The organism is Flavobacterium sp. CAN_S2 (assembly GCF_015752255.1).
Lineage (GTDB): Bacteria > Bacteroidota > Bacteroidia > Flavobacteriales > Flavobacteriaceae > Flavobacterium.
In genome coordinates this window covers 24,468-50,660 of record NZ_JADOVA010000007.1, presented here as the reverse complement: position 1 = coordinate 50,660, position 26,193 = coordinate 24,468, and the positions used below count along the sequence as shown (strand labels likewise).

21 protein-coding genes and 1 other RNA gene are annotated in these 26,193 nt (G+C 35.6%); 7 read left to right on the top strand and 15 right to left on the bottom strand.

The features are described 5' to 3' along the window. The coding region (locus IWX80_RS16620) for a hypothetical protein (RefSeq protein ID WP_196854432.1) at positions 1–3,129 on the bottom strand (3,129 nt) is incomplete at its 3' end. A gap of 33 nt (positions 3,130–3,162) precedes the next feature. Beyond that, positions 3,163–3,753 (bottom strand): hypothetical protein, encoded by a 591-nt coding sequence (locus tag IWX80_RS16615; protein WP_196854431.1) that lies wholly within the window; start codon positions 3,751–3,753, stop codon positions 3,163–3,165. 395 nt (positions 3,754–4,148) lie between these two features. On the opposite strand from IWX80_RS16615, the gene IWX80_RS16610 reads away from it, so the two are divergent. The 3 genes from IWX80_RS16610 to IWX80_RS16600 all read left to right on the top strand — a co-directional run bounded on the left by IWX80_RS16610 (position 4,149) and on the right by IWX80_RS16600 (position 7,687). Continuing rightward, positions 4,149–4,634, top strand: a complete 486-nt coding sequence (locus tag IWX80_RS16610; RefSeq protein WP_196854430.1) for a SixA phosphatase family protein — start codon at positions 4,149–4,151, stop codon at positions 4,632–4,634. Beyond that, on the top strand, positions 4,631–6,718 hold the full coding sequence (gene ppk1 / locus IWX80_RS16605) for a polyphosphate kinase 1 (RefSeq protein ID WP_196854429.1): 2,088 nt from the start codon (positions 4,631–4,633) through the stop codon (positions 6,716–6,718). Before IWX80_RS16610 ends, ppk1 begins: the two co-directional genes overlap by 4 nt. A 78-nt stretch (positions 6,719–6,796) precedes the next feature. Continuing rightward, the gene (locus tag IWX80_RS16600; protein ID WP_113637458.1) at positions 6,797–7,687 is read left to right on the top strand and encodes a Ppx/GppA phosphatase family protein; all 891 of its coding nucleotides are present in this window, start codon (positions 6,797–6,799) and stop codon (positions 7,685–7,687) included. A 12-nt stretch (positions 7,688–7,699) separates the two neighbouring features. Here the strand turns inward: IWX80_RS16600 and IWX80_RS16595 are convergent, their stop codons facing one another. Continuing rightward, positions 7,700–8,092: a DNA polymerase III gene (locus tag IWX80_RS16595; protein ID WP_334682381.1), complete on the bottom strand. Its 393-nt coding sequence runs from the start codon at positions 8,090–8,092 to the stop codon at positions 7,700–7,702. A gap of 31 nt (positions 8,093–8,123) precedes the next feature. Between IWX80_RS16595 and IWX80_RS16590 the strand changes: the two genes are divergently transcribed. Beyond that, entirely contained in the window at positions 8,124–8,306 is a 183-nt protein-coding gene (locus IWX80_RS16590; protein ID WP_196854428.1) for a hypothetical protein, read from the top strand. A 43-nt stretch (positions 8,307–8,349) separates the two neighbouring features. Here the strand turns inward: IWX80_RS16590 and dnaX are convergent, their stop codons facing one another. Further along, on the bottom strand, positions 8,350–9,435 hold the full coding sequence (gene dnaX, locus IWX80_RS16585; protein ID WP_196854427.1) for a DNA polymerase III subunit gamma/tau: 1,086 nt from the start codon (positions 9,433–9,435) through the stop codon (positions 8,350–8,352). Positions 9,436–9,722: 287 nt separating this feature from the next. Further along, entirely contained in the window at positions 9,723–10,022 is a 300-nt protein-coding gene (locus IWX80_RS16580; RefSeq protein WP_113665707.1) for a hypothetical protein, read from the bottom strand. 118 nt (positions 10,023–10,140) lie between these two features. Between IWX80_RS16580 and rnpB the strand changes: the two genes are divergently transcribed. After that, positions 10,141–10,464: RNase P RNA component class A (gene rnpB / locus IWX80_RS16575), an RNA gene on the top strand. A 98-nt stretch (positions 10,465–10,562) separates the two neighbouring features. Here rnpB and IWX80_RS16570 read toward each other — a convergent pair. From IWX80_RS16570 to IWX80_RS16550, 5 genes are all read right to left on the bottom strand, one after another. Next, positions 10,563–12,347, bottom strand: coding sequence for a chloride channel protein (locus IWX80_RS16570; RefSeq protein ID WP_196854426.1), 1,785 nt, complete (start codon positions 12,345–12,347; stop codon positions 10,563–10,565). A 42-nt stretch (positions 12,348–12,389) separates the two neighbouring features. Beyond that, the gene (locus IWX80_RS16565) at positions 12,390–13,058 is read right to left on the bottom strand and encodes a DNA alkylation repair protein (RefSeq protein WP_196854425.1); all 669 of its coding nucleotides are present in this window, start codon (positions 13,056–13,058) and stop codon (positions 12,390–12,392) included. 151 nt (positions 13,059–13,209) lie between these two features. Further along, complete coding sequence (ggt, locus tag IWX80_RS16560) at positions 13,210–14,895, bottom strand: gamma-glutamyltransferase (RefSeq protein ID WP_196854424.1); 1,686 nt, start codon at positions 14,893–14,895, stop codon at positions 13,210–13,212. A 16-nt stretch (positions 14,896–14,911) separates the two neighbouring features. After that, the gene (gene ggt, locus IWX80_RS16555; protein ID WP_196854423.1) at positions 14,912–16,597 is read right to left on the bottom strand and encodes a gamma-glutamyltransferase; all 1,686 of its coding nucleotides are present in this window, start codon (positions 16,595–16,597) and stop codon (positions 14,912–14,914) included. Then, positions 16,594–17,178, bottom strand: coding sequence for an acyl carrier protein phosphodiesterase (locus IWX80_RS16550; protein ID WP_196854422.1), 585 nt, complete (start codon positions 17,176–17,178; stop codon positions 16,594–16,596). The genes ggt (IWX80_RS16555) and IWX80_RS16550 overlap by 4 nt, the downstream gene beginning before the upstream one ends. 119 nt (positions 17,179–17,297) lie before the next feature. Here IWX80_RS16550 and glmM point away from each other — a divergent pair, with 119 nt between their 5' ends. Then, entirely contained in the window at positions 17,298–18,686 is a 1,389-nt protein-coding gene (glmM, locus tag IWX80_RS16545) for a phosphoglucosamine mutase (RefSeq protein ID WP_196854421.1), read from the top strand. Between the two features lie 202 nt (positions 18,687–18,888). Next, positions 18,889–19,665: a membrane metalloprotease gene (locus IWX80_RS16540; protein ID WP_196854420.1), complete on the top strand. Its 777-nt coding sequence runs from the start codon at positions 18,889–18,891 to the stop codon at positions 19,663–19,665. Between the two features lie 273 nt (positions 19,666–19,938). Here IWX80_RS16540 and IWX80_RS16535 read toward each other — a convergent pair whose 3' ends face one another. From IWX80_RS16535 to IWX80_RS16515, 5 genes are read right to left on the bottom strand one after another with little or no spacing between them, the layout of a single operon-like run. Continuing rightward, a complete protein-coding gene (locus IWX80_RS16535) occupies positions 19,939–20,685 on the bottom strand; it encodes a succinate dehydrogenase/fumarate reductase iron-sulfur subunit (protein ID WP_196854419.1) in 747 nt (248 codons plus the stop codon). Between the two features lie 21 nt (positions 20,686–20,706). Continuing rightward, a complete protein-coding gene (locus IWX80_RS16530; RefSeq protein ID WP_196854418.1) occupies positions 20,707–22,623 on the bottom strand; it encodes a fumarate reductase/succinate dehydrogenase flavoprotein subunit in 1,917 nt (638 codons plus the stop codon). Position 22,624: 1 nt separating this feature from the next. Next, the gene (locus IWX80_RS16525; protein WP_196854417.1) at positions 22,625–23,278 is read right to left on the bottom strand and encodes a succinate dehydrogenase cytochrome b subunit; all 654 of its coding nucleotides are present in this window, start codon (positions 23,276–23,278) and stop codon (positions 22,625–22,627) included. Between the two features lie 44 nt (positions 23,279–23,322). Next, positions 23,323–24,753, bottom strand: a complete 1,431-nt coding sequence (locus IWX80_RS16520) for an anion permease (RefSeq protein WP_196854416.1) — start codon at positions 24,751–24,753, stop codon at positions 23,323–23,325. A 10-nt stretch (positions 24,754–24,763) separates the two neighbouring features. Beyond that, positions 24,764–25,873 carry a porin gene (locus IWX80_RS16515; RefSeq protein ID WP_196854415.1) on the bottom strand — a complete coding sequence of 370 codons (1,110 nt, stop codon included), beginning with the start codon at positions 25,871–25,873 and terminating at the stop codon, positions 24,764–24,766. Between the last annotated feature and the right edge of the window lie 320 nt (positions 25,874–26,193).

The window sequence follows — 26,193 nt, the reverse complement described above, 5'->3', positions numbered from 1 at the left end:
AGTAGTATAGGTTAAAGGATCTGTAGTTGTTCCAACAATAGCATTTCCAGAACACACATCGGTAGTTGTTGGAGCGGTTGCAGTAGCAGAACATTCTCCGGTTACATCAGCCAAAACAGGTTTAACAGGCGCAACGGTATCTTTTACAATTACTTTTTGCGTAGCAGTAGTTGTATTTCCGTTTCCGTCATTAAAAGTCCAAGTGATCGTATACGTACCTTGAGTAGTATAACTTAAAGGATCTGTAGTTGTTCCAACAATAGCATTTCCAGAACACACATCGGTAGTTGTTGGAGCGGTTGCAGTAGCAGAACATTGTCCGGTCACATCAGCCAAAACAGGTTTAACAGGCGCAACGGTATCATCAATAGTAATCTTTTGAATTACTATTGTTTGATTATTACATTTGTCAGATATTGTATAAGTTCTAGTGATAACAGTAGGTAAATTTCCATTAGTAACATCTGAACTGGAAATACTCATGTTTGAATCAGTTGTACAATTATCACTAATTGATAAACCTAATGATTCTAAAGCTGCTACTGTTTTTACAGCAGAGGGAAGATCGCTTAAAGAACAACCTTCTATATTTAAATCGGATAAAGTACCTGTAATTACTGGTGCTGTAGTATCTTGAATTTTAATAATTTGATTTACAATAGTAGAACCACAAATTGTTGTGATTTTGTATACTCTTTCTACTGTTATTGGACAATTTCCACTTTTTGAGTCTTTATATGAAATGGAGTATGTTCCAACAGTATTGTTATTTGTAAAAGTTCCTCCTGCTGTTGTAAACTGTGATAGTGAAATGTTTACTTCGGTTTCGCTGTATGTTAAACCTGTTATCGCATTAGTTTCGCATCCTTCAAATGTTTTAGTTACAGGTGCAGTAACTGTTGGTTTTGGATAAACAATCACTTTAATTGGTTTTTTAGGACCGATACAAGAATTAGTTTGACCCTCGGCAACATAGAATGTAGTTTCGCCAACAGTTGTTGATGAAGGAGTGATAGACATTTGAGCTGATGAAGTCTCGCTAGTATAATAATATAAATTATACGAAGAATTACTTGCGGTAGCGCTTAGCGGTACTGTATTCTCACCAATACAATATTTCACATCAGTTACTGTAGGCAGTGAAGTAATGCTTGATACAGTAATTGTAAATTGAAAATAACAACCACTACTTACCCCTGGAGGCACTGCGTAATAGGTAGAAGTTCCAACAGTTGCAGGAAATGGGTTATTTATTGTGTACTGAATTGTTGTTCCACTAACAACTGGATACGAGTTGTAAAATGTTGCTCCTGTAGGAAATGCTCCAGCTACAGCAGTAATTGGAATAGTACTTCCGGCGTTACAAAATGTAAACGCTGTGATTGGTGGAGTGGCCTGACAATTTGCATTGACATAAGCAGCAGCATCAATTGTTGTTATATAAGGAGTTGGAATAGCAGTTCCTTGACAATTACCTCCTGAAGTATAGCCTTGAATTAAAGATTTATCTATAACTTTTACTGTAGAAACTGATCCTGAACCGCTTAAAAATCCTATTACTGAAATTACATTATTACAGTTAGCATTTTTTAATAATGTACAATCTTCAGTTACTTTAAATTTAAAACTAAGTTCTGCTAATACACTATTGATATCGCCATTAGCAGGAAGCGGTAGAGTACCAAAATCCCATACGATTGATCCATTTGCTCCAACCGTAGGTTCATAAGTTAAGGTATTGGGAGAAGGGTTTGGTGTGAAATTAATGATTTTGGCAGCACTATTTGCAACATAAGTGGCATTATAAGGAATTGGAATAACAACTTTTGTATTGTTGATGGCTTCTGTACCTCTATTTTTTATTTGAATTTTATATTCTAACTCTTGACCAGGTAAAGCGGTTGTAGGGCTAGTGCCAGAAACAGGAAGGTTATTGATTTTTGTGGCAGTAATAACACCTTCAATATCTGGAACATAGGCATCAACGGCCATTGCTATTGCAAAAATCACATAGGTATCCTGTGTAGAACCGTATTTGAATTTTGTTGATGTCTGGTTATTACCTATTATCGAATTATCTGTATTAGGAATATTAAACATGCTAATGTCTAACCCCGTATTATTTGTAAGTGATGGATTTCTTTGATTCCCTCCAGTTTGTATCGAAGAATTAAAAAAATTGCCAGTTGAATTTGAGGTATGGTTAAGGCTTACATAACTGGTGGAGGTCTTTTTTTGAATTTGAAAATAATCACCGGATATTCCTCTATCGCCTTCTCCTGCAATCATTCCAAGCTTAACTCCTACATTTCCTGATGGCACTGCATTAAAACCTGTAACATCAATTTCGTGATTGATTGTTGTAGAACCTTGAACATAGGCATGACCATCAAAAATAGTAATATCACGATTTTTCATGCTTGAATTTTCGTAAATTACAATTAATCCCCAACCGCCATAAAATCCAGTACCACCACCATTTCCTTGTTTAAGAGCAATATCAGCAGCAAAATATTCTCCAACTCCATGATCTTTTACATATTGAGTAACTTCTGCATAGGCTGAATACATGTATCCATCTGATGTAGTTGGGTAATAAATTTCATTGACGTTCCCTATTGAACTTGCTGTTATAGTGGTATAATTGGACTCTCCAGGCCCTTTTAATGAAATATTTCTTTTGTCGAAATCTTTACTAGAATTTCCTTTAGTTGCACTTACAATATAATCACTTGTATTGCTGTCAGATGCTCTACCTGTCCAATATAATCCTGCATAAACAATGTTTGAACATGAAGAAGCTACTCCATTGTCTGTAGGTAAGGATAATGTTGAGGAGGATGAATTCCATGTCTTTGAATCATTATCAATGTCAACATAAACCATTGGGTTATTATTGGTTTCATTATCACCGTAATTTTGTAATGTTAAATTGGTATTACCAATCATGGTAAAATCACCTTTTACATTATATGTTTTCTTAATTGGTGAAAATGTAGAAGTTCTCTCTTTAAAAGGAACTTTTACCTGCGCATTCAACGAAAAGACAAGTCCTAAAAAAAAGATTGCTGTGAAAAAAAATCTATTTATTGGGTAAACTATTTTAGATTTGGAGTATAGTTTTTTCATAATGATAATTGTAGGTTGTTATCTAATCTAGATTTATTCACTTTTGTCTATTTTATAAAAAACAGTATATCGCGGATTTATGTTTTTTATAAGTTTAATAATAGAAGTGTCGGTAGTACTAATGTTTGACAGGATATAAACGTAATTTAACTTTGAAAAGTTAGAAAGTACTGATAAATCAATTGGAATATTTAAATCAGCGTTGTCATCAATCCTTATAGTTAAAATCTCAATATTTTCGACGTTAATGTTTGACGAGCCAATTGCGCTCAAAGAATTTGTATCTGTAAACAAGGAGTTTGGTTTATCCCCATAACTTTTAACTTTGCCAGAATAAAAGTAAACGGTCTGTTGCACGTCATTCAATAAATTTTCCAAGCGTTTAGATTCAGGTTTCGCTGATCTTGAATTTTGCTCAGATTTCTTCATTGCAGCAATCAAAGATTTTACCTCCATAACTTGAGGCGTTTTATCATTTGATTTTGATACTTGGGCAGTTAGTAAAGTTGTCAATAAAGTGAAACACAACAAAACTAATTTTTTGAAATTTTGATTGAAAGAATTTTCAAAGAAATCACAAAAATCGGAGAAGATATTTTTTGAGGTAAAGTATTTTTTTATCATGTAGGTTCTTATTTTTAGATTTGAGCTCTTTCTGTTAAACAGGGCAATGTTTAAGCTGCTAAATTAAATGTAAAAAATTAGAGTTAACTTTTTTTTCTTCAAACAACCTAAATAGTCGTTGAATTACCTTTTTTGTGTTAATTCAATCTTAAAAAATTATAAAAATTATATTAAAATGTCTAACGAATAGATAGACTGACGTTGATATTTTTAGTTTTTTTAACTTTAACTTTCAGGATGATTAGAATATTATTAATCAGATAAATTAGATTTTTTATGAAAAATATTAATCAGATTTTATAGAATAAAAAGTTAAAAAAAAAGATTATAAATTTTAGTTTTGTAAATTGTGTTTAATAAATTTTAGAAGTTGATAACAAAATTATTTCCTACTCATGAAAAACTTATTATTGGTTCGCCATGCAAAATCAAGTTGGGAAGTTCCTATGCATGATAAAGATCGCGGTTTGACCTGTCAAGGTGTAAAAGATGCTCATCTTGTCTCTGTGGAGGCTAAAGATTCGATTCCTAAAACATATATAATTTTGAGTAGTACAGCCAAAAGGGCTACTGATACTGCTTTAATTTTTGCTCAAAATATTTCATATCCTATTGAAAGTATCATTTACAAAGACGACCTTTATACCTTTGATGAAAAGAAACTGGAAAAAGTAATTAAATCTTGCAGTAATAATTTTGATAGTGTTATTCTTTTTGGACATAACGCGGCAATTACAGATTTTGTTAATAAATTTGGAGACGTTTCCATTGAAAATGTTCCTACTTCAGGTTTTGTGTCGTTTAAATTTGACACAGATGATTGGAAAAAAATAAAGAAAGGCAAAATAAAAAAAATAATATTTCCCAAAGATTTAAGATGAATAAAGTACTAGAATATAAATATATTGATAGAGAAAAAAGCTGGTTGGCTTTCAACGCAAGAGTGCTTCAAGAAGCTGGTGATCATTCCGTTCCGTTATTAGACAGGTTGCGCTTTTTAGGTATTTTTTCGAATAATTTAGATGAATTTTTCAGAGTGCGATTTGCCGCAATCAGACGTTTAAGCTTAACAGGCATATCCGGCGAAAAATATCTTGGAGGAATATCTGCACAACAATTAGTCAAAGATATTACCGAAATCGTTATTCAGCAACAGTCTGAAAGTCTTCGGATATTAAATATTATCGAAAGCGAACTTGAAACTAAAAATATTTTCATCATTACGGAAACCGACATTACTGTTGAACAAGAAATTTTCCTAAAAGATTTTTTTATTCAAAAAGTGAGTCCTGAATTAGTTACCATAATCTTAAATGATTTAGCAGAATTCCCGGTATTGAAAGATACTTCAGGATATTTAGCGATAAAATTAGTAATGAATAAAAATTCAGAAGTTCGTTATGCGGTAATCGAAATTCCTAAAACGATTAACCGATTCGTTGTTTTACCTTCCAATAATGAAAAACAATATGTAATACTTCTAGATGATGTTATTCGCCATAATCTTAGTAATATTTTTAATATTTTTGATTATAAAAGTGTTTCTGCTCATATGATAAAAATCACTAGAGATGCGCAACTTGACATCGACAGTGATTTGAGTAAAAGTATGATTGAAAAAATATCTTTGAGTGTAAAAGACCGAAGAATAGGGGAGCCGGTGCGTTTTATTTACGATCAATTAATTGAAGAAGATACTTTAAAGTTTTTTCTTGATAAAATGAAAATTGTCTCCACTGACAGTATCATTCCAGGCGGTAGATATCACAACAGAAGGGATTATATGAATTTCCCAAACCTTGGAAGATATGATTTATTATATCAAACGAATGATCCGCTTCCTATTCCGGGATTAAGTCTTGAAGGCAGTATGCTGGAAAAAATAAGCGAAAAAGATTATTTATTAAACGCGCCGTACCAATCATTTTCCTATCTGACCAAGTTTTTGCGTGAAGCTGCGTTAGATCCAAAAGTAGTTTCGATAAAAATCACATTGTATCGATTGGCGAAAAATTCTCAAATTATCAGCTCTCTTATTAATGCGGCTAAAAACGGGAAAAAAGTTACCGTTCAAATCGAACTGCAAGCCCGCTTTGATGAAGCATCCAATATTTCCTACGCAGAACAAATGCAATTGGAAGGTATTGAACTTATTTTTGGAATAAAAGGCCTGAAAGTGCACAGTAAAATTTGTGTTATTGAAAGAATTGAAAATGAGAAAATAAAAAGATACGGGTTTATTTCAACAGGAAATTTCAACGAATCTACGGCCAAAGTATATACGGATGTTACTCTGTTTACCAGTCATCAGCAAATTCTGAAAGATATTATGAGGATTTTTGAGTTTTTTGATATCAATTATAGAGTGCATCGCTACAAACATCTTATTGTTTCTCCGCATTATACCAGAACGAGATTCGTGAAGTTAATTGATAGAGAAATTACACACGCGTTAGCTGGAAGGAAAACACATATTAAGCTAAAAATGAATAGTTTATCTGATTTCGTAATGATTGATAAATTATATGAAGCAAGCAGAGCCGGAGTAAAAATTCAACTTGAAGTCAGAGGAATTTGTTCGTTAATTCCAGGAATTCCCGGAATGAGTGATAATATCGAGGCAATAAGCATTGTGGATAATTATCTGGAGCATTCTAGAATTTATATTTTTGGCAATGCCGGGCAAACGGAAGTTTACATTTCATCAGCTGATTTTATGACCAGAAATCTTGACGGTAGAGTCGAAGTAACCTGCCCAATTTACGATCAGGGAATAAAAAATGAGCTAATTGATAATTTTGATATTGGTTGGAAAGGAAATGTAAAGGCCCGTTTTCACTCTTATAAATTAGATAATAAGTATCGCCCTAGAAATCATAATCCTATTTTTAGAGCACAATTAGAGACTTATAAATACTACCAAAAAAAGCTGGATGCAGTATTAAATGAAAAGGGAAAAGTATAATTGTTTGTTCATGGTTAAAGGGGAACTTTATCAAAAGAATCAAACGGTTAATAAGAAATTAAACGAATCAAAACGAAGATGATTAAAATAAAAAAATATGCAGCAATTGATATTGGTTCCAATGCCATGCGTTTGTTGATTGCTAATATTGTGGAACAAGAGGGCAAAGAGCCTCAGTTTAATAAAAGTTCCTTGGTTCGTGTACCTATTCGTCTTGGGCAGGACGCTTTCACCGTTGGAGAAATTTCAGAGGAGAATATTGAAAGAATGTGTGATGCAATGAAGGCTTTCAACTTGTTGATGAAGGTTCATAAAGTAGAGCGCTATATGGCTTTTGCAACCTCAGCAATGCGCGAGGCTTATAACGGTAAGGAAGTTGTAGCATTAATTAAGAAAAAAGCAGACATAAAAATAGAGATTATTGATGGAAAAAAAGAGGCAGCCATAATTGCATCAACTGATTTACATCATTTATTAAAAACAGATCAAACCTATCTTTTTGTTGATGTTGGTGGTGGAAGTACTGAGTTTACACTTTTTTCTAATGGTAAAATGATTAATTCAAGATCGTTCAAAGCTGGAACCGTTCGTTTATTAAATGACATGGTTTGCGATGTCGTTTGGGATGAAATTGAAAAATGGATAAAAGTAAATACTAAAGAATACGACGAAGTTACATTGATTGGGTCTGGGGGAAATATCAATAAAATTTTCAAAATGTCTGGAAAATTACAAGAAAAACCACTTTCCTATATTTATATGAATTCGCAATATGCTTTTTTGAATTCTCTTACTTATGAACAAAGAATTTCTGAATTAGGTCTGAATCCGGATCGTGCCGATGTAATTATCCCAGCGACAAGAATTTATCTGAATGCGATGAAGTGGAGTGGAGCACGAAATATTTATGTTCCTAAAATAGGTCTTTCTGATGGAATTGTAAAAGCAATGTACTACGGTAAAATATAATTTTAATACAGATTATGCGTCTAAATCTAATCCAAATGTTGTGCGTAAAAGCTCAATATTTGGATTTATTTCTAATAATCTGTTGTAGCGGTCTTGGTCATTAAAGCTTCTTTTGTTTTCTATACTTTCATTTACAATAACTTCAATTGTAATGTCATGATTTTGTAAATGACCTTTTAAATGGCCTAAAAGTCCATGTATTTCTTTTTCGAAATCTAATTTTGATCCTTCATTAGGCAATTCAATTGTGATGGCGGTTCCGTTTAATTTTGGATCATTAATAAGTAATAACGATTCCATAATTCTATAGCCTTTGTCACCTAAACGTTGCGCATATTTATTCCATTGTAATAACATTTCAGTCTCTGAGAAAGATTCGGTTGGCAAATGAAGCACTTCTTTCACAATACCTTTACTGCTTTCTTCTAATGCTTTTTTGGCTCGAATGCTAGCTAATGAAAATGCAGAAACCTTTGGTCCATCGGATTGTGGAATGTTTATTTTTGCTGCTGGAGTAGGTAATGGAATTGATGGAACAGCAGTTTTAGTTTCCAGTTCTTTTGATGGAACTGATTCTCCAACTGGTATCGCAGGTTTTAATTCTTCAATTTTCGGTTGAACCGTTATCGAATAATCATTCTTTCTATAATAAGTAGGTGGAATTATATATTGCTCAACTTTTTTTTTTCTCCATCATAAGTGATAGAGGCTAATTGCATTAGGCAAAGTTCAACAAGAAGTCGTTGGTTTTGACTCAGTTTGTATTTCAAATCACAATCATTTGCAATCTCGATTCCTTTCAAAAGAAAGTCTTGACTGCATTTTTGTGCTTGCACACCATACATTTGTTGCGCTTGTTCCCCAACTTCTAATAAAGTTAAAGTAGCAGGTGTTTTAGAAACTAATAAATCTCTAAAATGGGAAGCCAATCCAGATACAAAATGATGCGCATCAAAACCTTTTGCAAGAATTTCGTTGAACGCCATCAATAAATCCGGGATTTTGTTTTCCAAAATCAAATCGGTGATGTTGATGTACGTTTCGTAATCCAACACATTCAAGTTTTCCGTTACGGCCTGACGTGTTAAATCTTTTCCACAAAAAGAAACTACTCGGTCAAAAATAGACAAAGCATCACGCATGGCGCCATCCGCTTTTTGAGCAATAATATGCAAAGCATCATCTTCAAAAACTACGCCTTGACTGGTGGCTACTTCGGCAAGATGTTCTTTGGCATCTTTTACGGTAATTCTTTTGAAATCAAATATCTGACAACGAGAAAGTATCGTTGGAATAATTTTATGTTTTTCGGTCGTAGCCAAAATAAAAATGGCATGCTTAGGCGGTTCTTCCAGTGTTTTCAAGAAAGCATTGAAAGCTGCCGAAGATAACATGTGAACCTCATCAATAATATAGACTTTGTATTGTCCCGTTTGTGGTGGGATCCGAACTTGGTCAATAAGATTCCTAATATCATCAACAGAATTGTTAGAAGCAGCATCTAATTCGAAAACATTAAAGGCAAAATCTTCATTAGGATCATCATATCCTGGCTGGTTAATTTTACGAGCCAAAATACGGGCGCAAGTTGTTTTTCCAACGCCACGAGGTCCTGTAAATAACAATGCTGAAGCTAAGTGATTGCTTTCTATGGCATTCAATAAAGTATTAGTAATGGCTTTTTGTCCTACAACATCTTTAAACGTTTGAGGACGATATTTACGGGCCGATACAACAAATTGTTCCATAGAAATTTTATTCGAAAGCAAATATAGGTTTTAATTTAAAGATGCAAAAATTTAAGGATTGAAAGATTTTATAATTTTCAGAATGGTTTTTGTTTCTCAAATTCCCTAGCCCAGATTACTTCACAGTACTATAATTTTATTGGAGTTCAGTGAACTGCGTTTGTAGTGAAAATCCTTATGCGCCGGGGTTCGGCGTATAAGATTGTAACGGATAGCTGGAATAAGCTCCTGAAAAAATAATTGATTTAAGTTCCTAAATTTACTTCAATTGGTTTTAGAAAACGAGCTTACTTGTCTCTTCCTTTGATGCTAAGATCGATTAAAACTCTTGCGGCACCATTATCTGAATTTGCAGCATATCCCGCTACAAACACACCTTTTTTGCCAGATGTTGATTTGATGCCATAAACCGTTGCTTCGTCATCTGGATTTGTATCTCCTTCGTAACGGTAAATATGTTGAATTTCATAGTGGCTCGGATTTTTTACAATATCTTCCTCATGAAGATTAAAATCGAATGTAAATCCCATCTCATTCAAATCATCTAAGGCTTTAGAAACGGTGGCATAATGATACATATTTGACATAATAGAGATTTTTTAGTTATTTACTAAAGGTAACTATTTTATTATGAATTGATTGTAAAAGGCTTGTTAAAGTAAATAGCTGTAAAGGAAAAAAAAGAATTAAATAGTGTAAATTTGCACCGCAGACCGCCTTATCGCCGTTTTGAGCAATCAAGAGGGAGGAAAGTCCGGACACCACAGGGAAGCATAGCGGGTAACACCCGTCGGTTTCGTCTTTAGGGACGAGATTAGGACAAGTGCAACAGAAAGTATGTACAGGTAATGCTGTAGTGAAACCAGGTAAACTCTATGCGGTGAAATATCAAGTATATCAGCATTTAAGGGCTTCTCGTCCGTTGTTGAAGGGTAGATAGCTTGAGTCTCGCAGTAATGCGGGATCTAGATAAATGATAAGGCTCTAATTTATTGGAGACAGAATCCGGCTTATAGGTCTGCTTTTTTTTAAAATTTTACTACAGATTTTTTTTTCTAAAAACTCTTATTTATTGTAATTGCAGAATGTTGATAGCGAAATATCTCTTTTTTCACGCTATAAATATGCTACTCAATCGTCATTGATTTTAATTTGGTTCTGTAAGCCTCAAGCGCAACAGATTTAGAAATAAAACCGTGATATTTTCCGTCTTTAAGAACGGGTAAGAATGCTTTTTTCGATTTTTCAAATTTATTCATGACCATTTCCATGCTATCGTCCGGTGAAATTGTTTCAACAGGTTTCAGCATTATTTCCTTCACCAATGTATATTTAACGCGGTAATTATTGAATATTATTTCGCGAATATCATTAAAATGAACAATTCCCAATAAGTTTTGTTCGGTATCAACTACTGCAAATATCACTTGGTTGGAATGAGAAATGAGATCAACGAGTCTTTCTAAATTTTCATTAGGAGTTACTGTAAGAAAATCTGTTTGAATAATGGAGCTTGTCTCTAATGTAGAAAGTACATTAGTGTCTTTGTTACTGGTAAAAGCATGCCCTTTTTGCACGAGATTTTTCACATCCATAGAGTGTTTCTCAAAACGCTTGGAAATCGCAAAACTGATTGATGCCACAATCATAAGCGGAATCATCAAGTTATATCCTCCGGTAATTTCAGCAATTAAGAATATCGCAGTCAACGGAGCATGAAATAAACCGCTCAAAATACCTGCCATTCCCACCAAAGTAAAATTACTAACGGGTAATTTAGTAAGTCCTGTGAGATTTAAAAATTTGGAAAAAAAGAAACCAACATACGAACCCAGAAACAGCGAAGGAGCAAAATTTCCACCATTACCGCCACTTCCTAAGGTAATTCCTGTCGCAAAAACTTTTATCATCATCGTGCACCCTACAAAAAGTAAAAGTGCCCAGCTATTATCGCGAAAACTACTGAATAATGTGTTTTCTAATAATTTTCCGGGATCGTTCTCTGATAATGTTTTGATACTTTCATATCCTTCTCCAAAAAGTGTCGGAAAAATAAAAATAAGAATGGCTAAAATTGAAGAACCAAACAACGCTTTTTTATAGGGTGATAATTTAAGTCTTGCGAAAAAATGTTCTACTCTTTGGAAATTTCTAGAGTAGTATACAGAGATGAAACCGGTAAATAAACCTAAAAGGACATAATAAACAATGTTATGATAATCAAAGCTTTGTTGCTGTTTGAACGAAAGCAAAATTTCCTCATTTAATGCAATTACTGAAACTAAAGCTCCTGTAGCTGCCGCTATCATAATGGGTGTAAATGCAGCAATACTAACATCCACCAATAATACCTCAATAGCAAATAAAACTCCGGCAATTGGTGCGTTAAAGGCAGCTGCAATTCCGGCTGCAACTCCACAACCAATTAGTAAAGTTCGGTCTTTATAACTTAATTTATATTTTTGTGCATAGTTTGAACCAAAAGCGGCTCCTGTAATTACAATCGGACTTTCTAAACCTGCAGAACCACCTAAACCAACCGTTAATGAGCTCGTTACAATTTGAGCGTACATTTGTTTTTTTGGAATAATGCTCGCTTTTTTTGCAACAGCATATAAAATTTGTGAAGTTCCTTTTTGAATGGTTCCTCCTAAAACTCTTTTGATGACAAAAACGGTGAGCACAATACCAATTATAGGTAGAATACTATTAATGAAACCCAATTTTAAAATTCCGCTGACATAAGTTGCAAAAGAAAATACCCAATGCGCAAAAGTTTTCAGAACTATTACGGCAAATGCAGAGGAGATTCCAACCAAAACGGCAGATAAGAATATAAACTGTTTTGGAGTCAATATAGACTGTGCTACGGCAATTATTACTTCTAGTTTGGCTATTACTTTTTTGAACATGATACTTTTTAAGAGGGCTACAAAACTACTATTATTTTAATCCTAACACATATTTTTCAATGCTTCTTTTGCACTTAATTTTTTTAAATTACTGGATTTTACAAACTCTATAACCGCTTCAGGATTTGATTTTGCATATTCCCGTAACGCCCAACCTATTGCTTTTTGAATAAAAAATTCGTTAGAATGCGAATGTTTTAGACATTCGGAGAATAAAAAATCAATATTCGTTTTTTGTTTGTAACCCAACTGAAATAAAATAGCACTTCGGCTCAACCACATATTCTCAGACCTTGAAAATCGTTCTATTACCTTTTTTGTTTCCAATGGAAATTCCAAGAGATATTCGCCTAAAATGTACTTTGCAATGGTATCCACGCTGTCCCACCAAGAATTGTTCAGAATTAGTTTTTCAATCAGTTGAATGTCTTCTTTTTTATAATTTCCCTTAAGTTCTTTTATTAAAATTTCAATGGCACAATAATGAAATTCCCGTTCTGGTTTTGAATATAAATCCAATGCAATTTTCCTTGCGTTTGCCGAAACCTCTTCTTTGTTTTCTTTCCAAATTTCCTTAAAAATTCGTCTTCGTTCATCCGTTTTTATTCCAAAAAAAGTAAAGTTGTTCTTCATGTATTTTGCCATGGCAAAAGCATTTTCAGGATTTTTATTTGCTGCAAAAGCATTTTCTAAGGCAAGTATAAAGTTCATAAATAGTAAATTTCAATAGCAAAATTCAATTGCAATGACAAAAATCAATAACAATGGCAAAATTCAAAATCAAATTTGAAAATGTAAACATAAAATTGGTTGCCTAAATTTCTATTCTCTTTGTTCTATTCTCTAAAGTCTTATAAATCCTCTAAAATCCAACTGCTTTATCGTCTCCTCTAAAATCAGCACCACCTTCGAGTTTTTTATTTGGTAAAACCAAAATAGCATCTACTTTTCCTATTACTGGAGTCGTTTTTTCATTGATAAGATATCCTTTTGATTTTAAGTTTTCAAAGGTTTTAGTATCGAAAGTATTAGGCTCAAAAGTGATTAAATCCGGCAACCATTGGTGGTGAAAACGAGGTGCGTTTACGGCTTCCTGCATACTAAAACGATACTCATAAACATTTAATATCGTTTGCAAAACCGATGTTATAATCGTAGAACCGCCCGGAGAACCCACAACCATAAATAATTTTCCGTTTTTCTCCACAATTGTTGGAGTCATGGAACTCAACATTCGTTTTTGTGGCGCGATACTGTTGGCTTCATTTCCCACTAATCCAAACATATTTGGTTCACCTGGTTTGGCACTGAAATCATCCATTTCATTATTTAAGAAAAAGCCTAATTCATCACAATAATATTTAGAACCATACCCGTCGTTTAATGTTGTAGTTGATGAAACCGCATTACCAAATTGATCTACAATTGAATAATGGGTGGTCTCCGTACTTTCATTATACGTTACTTTTCCTTCTTTAATATCCGATGATAAGGTGGCTTTTTCAAAACTAAAATTCGACATCCTTTGTTTCAAATATTTATCTGCCATTAAAGCTTTTAAAGGAATTTTCACAAAATCCGGATCACCCAGATAATAACTTCTATCGGCATACGCTCTTCTTTCTGCTTCTACAATAACTTGAATGGCTTCGGTAGAATTATGACCCATTTTAGCCAAGTCATAAGGCGCAATCATTTTGAATATTTCAGCCAGACATATTCCGCCGCTGCTGGGTGGAGGCATTGAGATTATCTTTAAATCCTTGTAATCAAAAGTAAGCGGCATTCTCCATTTGGCTTCATATTTGGACAAATCTTCCAAAGTAATTATTGCTCCTTTTTCCTGAAGGTATTTGACTAATATTTTAGCTGTTTCTCCTTTGTAAAATTCATCTCTGCCATTTTTTGAAATTCTTTTTAAGGTAGTTGCCAGCGCAGGATATTGAATGACATCATTTTCTTTGAAAGCATTTGCAAATAATGTTTTATCGCCATTTACTTTTATGATTTTGTCTCGATACGCAGCTAATCTATCTTCTTGTTTTTTGGTAACAATAACTCCTTTTTCGGCTAATGCAATTACGGGTTTTAGAATTTCTTCAATCGGTAAGGAACCCAATTTTTCATGAACTGCAAAAACACCGGCAATCGTTCCGGGAACTCCAATAGCAAGAGGAGATTCGGTACTTTTTCCTTTAATGACATTTCCTTTTTCGTCCAGAAACATGTCTTTAGTGGCTGCTAACGGAGCTTTTTCACGGTAATCCAAAGAACCAATTTCACCGTTTGCTTTTCGGTACATCATAAAACCGCCACCTCCAAGATTTCCTGCAAACGGATAGGCTACAGCCAAAGCCAATTCGGTTGCGACCATCGCATCAAAAGCATTCCCGCCTTTTTTCATTATTTCAACTCCAATTTTGGAAGCTTCTTCACGTGCCGAAACCACCATTGCTTCATTAGTAACAAGTCCTGTGGGCTTAACCATTATATTTTGGGTTTTACAACCAATTGACAAAACACTCAATAGAATAATAATTTTTTTCATTCGAAATAGTATAAATTTAAAAACCAACGGCTTTATTATCACCTCTTTTATCTGCGCCACCCTCCAGTTTTCCATTTGGTAATATCAAAATCGCGTCTACTTCACCAATAATTTCTTTATTTTTTTCATTGATGAAATATCCTTTTTTCTTTAAACCATTCAATAATTCTTTATCGAAAGAATTGGGTTCAAAAGTAATTTCGTCTGGCATCCATTGATGGTGAAAACGAGGTGTATTTACCGCTTCTTGCATACTCATATCAAATTCATAGACATTCAATATCGTTTGCAACACCGATGTGATAATGGTGGAACCTCCCGGGGTACCTACAACCATGAAAAGTTTGTTGTCTTTTTCTACAATCGTTGGCGTCATGGAACTCAACATTCTTTTTCCAGGCGCAATGCTGTTAGCTTCACTTCCAGTAAGTCCGTATAAGTTGGGAACTCCAGGTTTGGCGCTGAAATCATCCATTTGATTGTTCAGAAAGAAACCCAATTCGTCGCAATATATTTTGGAACCATAATTATCATTCAAAGTAGTCGTTGCCGAAACTGAATTTCCTTTTGAATCCACAATAGAATAATGCGTGGTTTGGTTGCTTTCGTATCCTTTAATTTCTCCATGTCCAATATCCGAAGATTTAGAAGCTTGATCGAATGAAAAATCATTCATTCTTTTTTCTAAATAAGATGGACGTAGCAATTCTTTCATTGGAAGTTTTACAAAATCAGGATCACCTAAAAAGTAATTCCTGTCAGCATACGCTCTTCGTTCTGCTTCGGTAATTACTTGAATTGTTTTTACGCTGTTGTGACCCATTTGCGAAAGGTTGAACGGCTCAATCATTTTCATGATTTGATTGAGACAAATTCCGCCACTGCTGGGAGGAGACATCGAAGTGATTTTTAAATTTTTATATTGAAAAGTAATTGGAGTTCGCCACTTGGCACTGTAACTGTTTAAATCTTCCAATGTTACATTTCCACCTTTTTTAGCCAGAAAAGCAACTAACTTTTGAGCCGTTTCTCCTTTGTAAAATTCATCCCGACCATTTTTCGCAATTCGTTTTAATGTTGCTGCTAATGCGGTATATTTTATCGTGTCATTTTCTTTATATGCTTTCGAAAATAAACTATTCTTACCATTACTTTTTATAAAAGAAGACCTGTAGTAAGCCAAACTTTCGGCTTGAAATTTTGTGACAACAACACCTCTTTCGGCCAAGGCAATTACAGGTTCCAGAATTTCACTTATGGGTAAAGAACCATATTTTTTGTGGACTTCAAATATTCCTGCAATTGTACCCGGAATTCCAGAAGCTAAAGCTTTTGCGGTACTTTTGCCTTCTATAACATTTCCTTTTTCGTCCAGAAACATATCTTTAGAAGCTGCCAAAGGTGCTTTTTCTCTGTAATCGATAGCTCCAGTTTCTCCATTTGCTTTTCTGAAAACCATGAAACCGCCACCACCAATATTTCCTGCCTGTGGATGGGAAACTGCCAATGCGAGTTCTGTGGCAACCATTGCGTCAAAAGCGTTTCCGCCTTTTTTCATGATTTCCACCCCAATTTGCGAAGCTTCTTCACGAGCAGAAACTACCATAGCTTTTGAAGTTACTAAGCCAGTAGGTTCTACCGTTTTTTCATTCGATTTACAACCTAAAATGGCAAAGGCAAGTAGGAAAATTATTTTTTTCATAAAATGGATATTTTAGTATTTGAATGTGCGATTAATTCCTCGAAAAACTCGCTGAAATGAGCTTCGAATTCCGAGTAATATTCTGTTAGTTCCTGACTGGCAAAACGCATTTTAGATTCGTTTTTGGTGCGTTGGTCCATTTGAGTTAAAATCCGATTAATTCCTTCAATCGTTTGATAACTCACCAGCCAATTGTGTTCAATCATATAAGGCATCATTCCTTTAGTTCTTTCCGAAAGAATACTGTGATTGTCGTGCAAAGATTGGTAAAAGCGTTCTACAAATTCTTCTAATTTTTCATCTGAATACGTATTCCAGTTTTTAGCTAAAAAATGATCATAAAAAACATCCACAATTACGCCTGCATAATGATGGTATTTCTCATGTAATTTTTTAGTGCTTTGCCTGAAAATAGGATGTGCATCGGTAAAAGTGTCAATGGCACGATGCAGAATGATTCCTTTTTGAACATCAATTGGATAAGTTTCAAAATGTTTTCCACGAATTCCATCGGCCATGAAATTGCCAATTTTGATTAAATCATTATCTCCGGAAAGATAGATGTGTGCTAGAAAATTCATTCGCCTAATTTAGGAATTTAAATGATGAATTTTGAATTCTTATTGACTTTTATAAACCGTCAATTATTATATTTGTGAGCAATTTAAAATTTATAATTCAAAATTTAAAATAATAATCAATGACTTTAATAAAATCAATATCGGGAATTCGTGGAACAATAGGAGGTAAAGTAGGTGATAATCTGACGCCTGTTGATGCCGTTAAATTTGCTTCGGCGTATGGAACTTGGTTGAAAAAATATATTGGTAAAGAAAAAATCACTGTTGTTGTAGGTCGTGATGCTCGTATTTCGGGACCAATGATTCACAATTTGGTGGTAAATACTTTAATTGGTTTAGGAATTGACGTGATTGATTTAGGTCTTTCGACAACGCCAACGGTTGAAGTTGCTGTTCCGTTAGAAAAAGCCGAAGGTGGAATTATTCTTACTGCTTCCCACAATCCAAAACAATGGAATGCCTTGAAATTATTGAACGAAAAAGGAGAATTCCTGAATGGAGAAGAAGGCTTGAAAATTCTAGAAATTGCTGAAGCGGAAGCTTTCGATTTTTCTGATGTGGATGATTTAGGAGCCATTATGATTAATGATGCGTACATGGATATTCATATTGATGAAGTATTGAATTTGTCTTTGGTAGATGTTGCTGCCGTAAAAGCTGCTAAATTTAAAGTGGTAGTAGATGGTGTAAACTCTTCAGGTGGAATTATTATTCCAAGATTATTGGAATTAATGGGCGTTGAAGTGGTAGAATTGTACTGCGAACCAAACGGACATTTTCCTCATAATCCAGAACCTTTGAAAGAACATTTGACTGATATATCTGAATTGGTTGTCAAAGAAAAAGCCGATTTAGGAATCGTTGTTGATCCTGATGTTGATCGTTTGGCTTTCATTTGCGAAGATGGTGAAATGTTTGGTGAAGAATACACTTTGGTGGCTTGCGCCGATTATGTATTGAGTAAAACACCAGGGAATACAGTATCGAATATGTCGTCTTCCCGTGCCTTGCGTGATGTGACTAATTTGCATAACGGAAGCTACGAAGCAAGTGCCGTAGGTGAGGTGAATGTAGTGGAATTGATGAAAAAGAATAATGCTGTGATAGGTGGCGAAGGAAACGGCGGAATCATTTATCCGGAGCTGCATTACGGACGTGATAGTTTGGTAGGAGTGGCGTTATTTTTAACGCATTTGGCCAACAAAAAAATGACAGTTTCTGCTTTGCGTGCTTCATATCCGGAGTATTACATGAGTAAAAACAAAATTGAATTGACCCCACAAATTGATGTCGATGCTATTCTTATTGCGATGACGGAAAGATACAAAAATGAAGATATTACTACTATTGACGGAGTGAAAATTGACTTTGCTGAAAATTGGGTTCATTTAAGAAAATCGAATACAGAACCTATTATTCGTATTTATACGGAAGCGGCTTCTCAAGAAAAAGCAGATGCCTTAGCATTGAGAATCATTGACGAAATAAAAGCAGTGGCTGGATTATAATTTCGCATTTTTATATAAAAAGAACCCTTTCAAATTAGCTTTTGAAAGGGTTTTTTCGTTTGAGATATGATGTTCTGAGTTTTCGTTTAAATTAATGAAGACAATAATTTTAATCCAAAAGACGTTAGTTTTCGTAAATGATTAAGAACATAGGATTTATGTTATATTAAGATACTATCAAAACTACTAATTTAGAAAAACTTTGAAAAAAATATTTACATTACTCGCGCTAGGTTTGTTTCTATCAGTAACCTCCTGTTCAAACGAAGATGATCCCTTAGATAATCCAGTTGCAATAAATCCAGTAACTAATAAACAGCCAACAGGAAGTTCTGCCAACGATTTATTATCTGATAAAAAGTTTAAGAGCATGGTTATTGAAGTGGTGTATGTATCCGGTTTTGAACCAAGTAATACAGCTATTAATAATTTTGTAAACTTTCTTACAGCAAGAACATACAAGCCAAACGGTATTCGTGTTGTCAAACGTTCTATACCTTCGCCTGGAAATTCGCCTTACACCAATGAAGAAATTGTAAGTATTGAAGATGCGAACAGAACAAAGTACAATAATGCTGATGAAATAGCGGTTTGGGCATTTTTTGCAGATGGGAAATCTTCAAAAGACACTGATACGTCAGTTATTCTAGGAACGGCTTATAGAAATACTTCTTTTGTTATTTTCCAGCAAACCATTCAAGGTCTTAGTGACAGCCCATTTGAACCCAACAGAAGTTTATTAGAAACAACAGTAATCACTCATGAGTTCGGGCACATATTAGGATTGACTAATCTTGGCACAGCTTTGCAAAGCAATCACGAAGATGCAGAACATCCAAAACATTGTATTGAAAAAACGTGTTTGATGTATTGGTCATCTGAAATTGGAGGCGGTATTGGAAACATGGTCTCAGGCGGTTCAGCTCCACAGTTAGATGCGCAATGTATTGCTGACCTTCGGGCTAATGGCGGGAAGTAATTATTTTGAAGAAGAACTTTGGCGCAAAGCTAAGTTTTGCAAGTAGAAAAAATATAAATTTAAATACCTCGAAACTCAAATCATTTTGGAGGTATTTTTGTGATTTATTTTGTTTTACCAAAAAAGAAATTTGAACGAGCTGTTTTAATTCAAATTAGTAGTTAAAAATCAGTAGTTTACTTAGTTCATTTTAAACCCAAAAACAGCATTTTTACAACTTAATTTACGATTATTAAGTATCGCCCGAATCAAGAATTATTAATGTAGAACAGACTATTTTTTTAAGAGTACCGCTTTATTGTATTCATAATTCATCTTGGCAATTGATAGCACCGATATGTCCTGCGGGCATTCCACTTCGCAAGCTTCCGTATTTGAGCAACTTCCAAAACCTTCCGCATCCATCTGGCGAACCATCGCAATGACTCTTTTCGAGGCTTCTAATTGTCCTTGTGGTAATAAAGAAAGATGTGTCACTTTTGAACTGGTAAACAATGCCGCACTTGAATTTTTGCAAGTGGCCACACACGCGCCACAGCCTATGCATGCGGCAACATCAAAAGCAGCTTCGCTCTGTTCATAGGTAATGGGAATGCTATTGGCTTCCGGTGCTTGTCCTGTTCCTGCGTTGATGTACCCTCCTGAAGTGATAATTGCATCAAAAGAGTTACGGTTAATTTTCAGATCTCTCAATATAGGAAATGCAGCTGCCCTAAAAGGTTCTATATAAATGGTATCACCATCTTTGAAACTTCGCATATGCAGCTGGCAGGTGGTGGTATGTTTTAGCGGACCGTGCGCTCTTCCGTTTATCATGATGCCGCATTGCCCACAAATACCTTCCCTGCAGTCATGGTCAAATTCAATTACCCGTTCCCCAAGCTGAATGAGCGATTCATTTAAACGATCCAGCATTTCTAAGAAAGACATCTGTTCAGATATGCCGTCAATCTCATAATTTACCATTTCTCCTTTTGAGGAAGCATTTAGTTGGCGCCATATTTTTAAAAACAGTTTCATATGTACTTTTTTAATTTGAAATTATTTATAGCTTCGTACTGCAAGTTCCACAGATTCAAACGTAAGCGGCTCTTTATGAAGTTCAGGAGGCTGTTGTGCCCCTTTCCACTCATAGGCAGAAACATAACAGAAATCACTATCATTCCGTACCGCTTCACCTTCTGTGGTTTGGTATTCTTCTCGGAAGTGAGCTCCGCAGGATTCCTCTCTTTGCAGGGCATCGTGACACATCAGTTCAGCCAATTCGATGTAATCTGCCACGCGACCTGCTTTTTCTAATTCGCTGTTTAGAGTATCATCGCCAGTTATCAGAAGATCTTTTTCGAATGATTCTTTTAGTAATTTTAAAGAAATAATTGCCTCTTCCAGATTATCTTTACTTCTTGACAATCCACATTTCTCATAAAGTAGCTTCCCTGTCTTTTTATGAAAATAATCCGCTGAGAATTTCCCTTTGGTATTCAAGAAACGGTCCAGTTGTCTTCGGGCGGCTGTTTCTGCTTCCGCAAAAGCGGGGTGATCCGTTGTGATTTTGTCTGTTTTTAATTCCCCAGAAAGATAGTTCGGAATCGTGTAAGGTGCTATAAAGTAACCATCAACGCAGGCCTGTAGCAAGGAATTAGCCCCAAGTCTATTTGCGCCATGATCCGAAAAATTAGCTTCTCCAAGTGCGAATAGTCCGGGAATGGTGGTCATCAACTCATAATCGACCCAAAGTCCACCCATAGTAAAATGCGCTGCGGGAGATATAAGCATTGGTTCTTTATAAGCATCGATTCCGTTGATTTTTTCATACATCGAAAACAGATTACTATATTTAGCTTTAATTTTTTCAACGCCTTGAGCAATAATAGCTTTTGAAAAATCGAGATATACTGCATTTTTCATTGGACCCGCACCAAAACCGGCATCGATCCTTTCTTTTGCTGCACGTGAAGAAATATCCCTCGGTGCAAGATTTCCAAAAGCAGGATACCGACGCTCTAGATAATAGTCACGCTCTTCTTCCGGAATGGAATTGGGTAATCTGTCATCACCCACTTTTTTCGATACCCAGATGCGTCCGTCATTTCGAAGAGATTCTGACATCAAGGTTAGTTTAGACTGATTTTCACCGTGCTGAGGAAGACAAGTAGGATGGAACTGAATCCAACTTACGCCGGCCATGTAAGCGCCTTTTTTGTGCGCACGCCAGATAGCTGATCCATTGCAACCCATGGCTAGTGTAGAAAGATAATAAACCTTGCCATAGCCTCCTGTAGCCAATACTACCGCATCTGCTTCATGGCGTTCCAGAGTTCCTGTCTCTAAATTTCGAGCGATAATTCCCTTTGCTTTTCCATCAATAACGACTAATTCCACCATTTCATGACGAGTGTGCATCGTTACTTTTCCTGTGTTAACCTGACGCAAAAGAGATTGGTAGGCACCCAATAAAAGTTGTTGGCCCGTTTGCCCGCGAGCATAAAAAGTACGCGATACCTGAACGCCTCCAAAAGACCTATTGTTCAGATAGCCGCCGTATTCTCTGGCAAAGGGAACACCTTGCGCTACCGCATGGTCAATAAGAGAAGCGGAACATTCAGCAAGACGGTAAACATTAGCTTCTCGAGATCGGAAATCGCCTCCTTTTATCGTGTCATAAAACATTCTAAAAGTGCTGTCGCCGTCATTTTTGTAATTTTTGGAAGCGTTTACGCCACCTTGTGCTGCCACAGAATGGGCGCGTCTAGGAGAATCTTGGAAACAAAACGACTTAATATTGTAGCCTTGTTCCGCAAGCGAAGCAGCGCAGGAAGATCCGGCGAGTCCCGTTCCCACTACGATAACGCTGAGCTTATTTCTATTGGCTGGATTTACCAATTTTGCCTTTGCTTTGTAATTATTCCATTTATCAGCAAGCGGTCCTTTCGGTATTTTCGAATCTATCTTTTTCATATTATTTAAAATAAATATAAAGTGGTATTGCCATGAAACCTCCGGTGATGGCGAGGGTGTAGAACCATCCTATTATTTTTACTGCTTTTGCATACTTTGGATGATACAACCCTAGTGTTCGGGATGCACTAAAAAAACCATGCAATAGATGAAAGCCTAATGCCAAGAAGGATATTTCATAAATTATAACATACCATGCTTGAGAAAAGGAACTTACAACAACCTCGTACAAATCTTTGTTACCATTAGCATCCACTGGCAATGCAGTAAACTTGTAGGTGTACCAATAATCCTTGAAATGAACGATGAGGAACAAGAGCAGGATGGTACCCAGAATTCCCATATTTCTGCTGTTCCATGCGCTGGCAAAATTTCTCTTATCATATTGGTAGCTTTTTCCGTTGGCGGTATTATTTTTTACAGAAATAATTAAAGCATATACGACATGACCAATAAGCGAAGCATATAATATCCAAGAAATTATCTTGATTAAGAAATTACCTGAAAGCATGTGCGAATACCAGTTGAACTGTTCTCTTGCAACGTCTTCGGGCAACAATAACTGCAAGTTTCCAAGCAGGTGAATCACCAGAAAAAAGCAGAGGAAAAGTCCCGTTGAAGCCATGATCAGCTTGTTATTTAATGTGTTTTTCATAGGATGAATAAATTTTTAAAATTCATGTTAAAGGACTTTATTATTTACCAAAGCCCAATCGCTTTCCACCAAATTCCGCCAGCTACAAACCATACAAGAAGAAATAAAATGCTCATAAAAAAACCTTGTTTCCACCAGTCTTTTAGATCTACATAGGTGCTACCAAAGAAAATAGGAGCAGGTCCATGACCATAATGGGTAAGCGATCCCATCAACGAAGCACAGGCTCCGAGAAATATGGCTAGCATAGTGCCAGGAATACCCACTGCGATACCCACTGCTAGAAACACAGAATACATTGCGGCAACTTGTGCCGTTGCACTGGCAAACATATAATGACAATAAGAATATACGATTATAATTAAAGGAAAAGCGACTTTCCAGCTAAGTTGTGACAGTTCATCGCCAACCAATTTCCCGAACCAACCTATCAAACCTAACGAATTTAAGTACGATCCCATCATGACCAATGAAGAAAACCAAACGATAGTATCCCAAGCTCCTTTTTCTGATTTGACATCTTCCCAAGTCAGTACGCCGCTCAACAACAGAATACATAGTCCGATAAGCGCTGCGGTTGTTGCATCGATTGCAAATAAGTTCCCGAATATCCAAAGTATTAATAATATGATGAAAGTGGCTACCATCAACCATTCTTTTAAAGAAACCGGTCCCATTTCCTTGAGCTGTTTTGCCGCTATTGCCGGAGCTTCTTTGGTCTCTTTTAATTCAGGTGGATAGGATTTGTACAGAAATAAAGGAATCAGCAAGAAGCAGATTAGCCCGGGAACCGATGCCGCAAGTGCCCAGCTTCCCCAAGTGATTTCTACTCCTAAATCGGCAGCAAATTTTTGCGCCATCGGATTGCTGGCGGTAGCTGTCAAGAATAACACAGAAGTAATCATGTTGGCATTGTAGCTGCTTAGAGTAAGAAACGCGCCAATTTTCTTATGTGTTTCTGGTTTTTCAGCGTACGATCCCATGTTTGTAGCAATTGATTTCATGATGGGGTAAATGACACCTCCAGCTCTGGCTGTGTTACTCGGAATGGCTGGTGCGAGTATAAGGTCAGCCGTATTCAATCCATAGGCAAGTCCCAGCGGGCTTTTGCCAAATATTTTGATAAAGTTGTACGCTATTCTGGTTCCAAGGCCGGTTATAATAAATCCCCTTGCGATAAAAAACGCAAGACCAATCAACCAGATGGTAGAATTTCCAAAACCGCTCAAGGCATTAACGATAGATTTTGTAGGATCTCCAGGAGCCAAAACCTGTGTAACTGCGCACAGTGTGATTCCAATAATGGCCATGGTTCCCATAGAAGCCGCTTTTGAAATGATTCCAACAATGGTGGCGACAAAGATCGCGAGGAGATGCCAGGCATTTGGCTGGACGCCTTCTGGAGTTGGAATGAACCAAATAGCTAGTCCTATAACGCAGGTAATTAGACCTGACTTGAAATTGATTTCTTTCATAATATTTGTTTTAGAATCTTACCTGTAATTGTACGTAGGAAAGACTGTGTGTATTTGTTGTTGTTAAGGGAATATCTTTGTCATAAATGTCTAGCGAAACACCCATTTGAAGTGCGGCATAAAAATCATCTGCAAAAATTAGCGATAGGTTTGGAATAATAGTCTGTCTGATATTACTGTCTAATTTGTAATTTTCATCAAAATATTCATATCGGGAAGAGAACTCAATTGCTCTTAGCCGGCGGTTCTGGCAATTATATCGTAAAGTGGGCAGCAGATAAAAACCATGCATTTTAAATTGGTCAAGAGCAGGCTTTACTATTTGGTTTTCATCGGCTTTGCTATCACTGTAAGCTAAAAAGTTCGTTCCTATTTTGCCTTCCGCCATGATTAAAAGTTGCCATTTATCTGAAAAATCAAATTTACCCGTTAAGTCGGCACCATATGCGTTGCCAATACCGCTTTCGCCAAAGCTACCTCTGGAAACATTGGCTCCTAAAGTCAGACTCTTATGAAAATCAGTCTCCAGTCTCAAATAGGTGTTTTTAGAATTATTGTCATCTGTTTTTTGGTTTTTGTTATTTCCATTATAAGCTCCCGCGTAATAACGTAAGCTCCCGTCAGGAACTATTTTCCCAAAAATCGAAAGTCCCACTTGGAAACTCTGCCATCCATTTTTCCCATATGCATAATACTGGTTCGAAAAATCAAGTGTGCGTATAATATCTACAGGAACAGCATCTTCAATACCGAAAAAAGGGCGAAATTGTCCTGCCTGAAGGCTGAAGTATTTGCTAACGGTATATTTTATATAGGCATTTTCAAGTACCTTGTGAGAAGGATTATCACTAAATTCAGCAAAATTTGCTAGAACATTTGCCGAAAAATGATCATTGATATCGGCTTTTAGCATTACCCTTGCTCGTTTCAGCATAAAAGTATTGGTAATGCCTTTTGTTGCCTCGGGATCGAAATTTTTTCCATTCACATCAGAATCCTTATTTAATGAAAAGACATATCGAGTTTGAAGTACGCCAGCAAAGCTCAATTTTCTCTTGTAAGCCGAATAGTTTTTGATCGTATCCGTTGAGGAAGTGCGGTCTTTTTGTTGCGCTTTCATTGGAAGAATTATAAAAAGGCTCAAAAAAGTCAGCAAGATAATTGTATTCCTTTGTGCAGATATGGGGCAGCTTAAAATTTTATTAAACATATTTATTATTGCGTTAGTGTAATTATACCGCAAATGACTGACATAACTTTAGATGCGAGTATGACAATTATCATATCGTTTTGGATAATACCATTATGAGTTTTATAAGGCAAGTTTTATAATAGATTTTTTACAGAATTGATTATATTAAAGACTGATAAGATTATATTTTTGTTATAAAATGTGGCAAATAGAAAATCAATATTTATGATATATCGCTGTGCTTTATA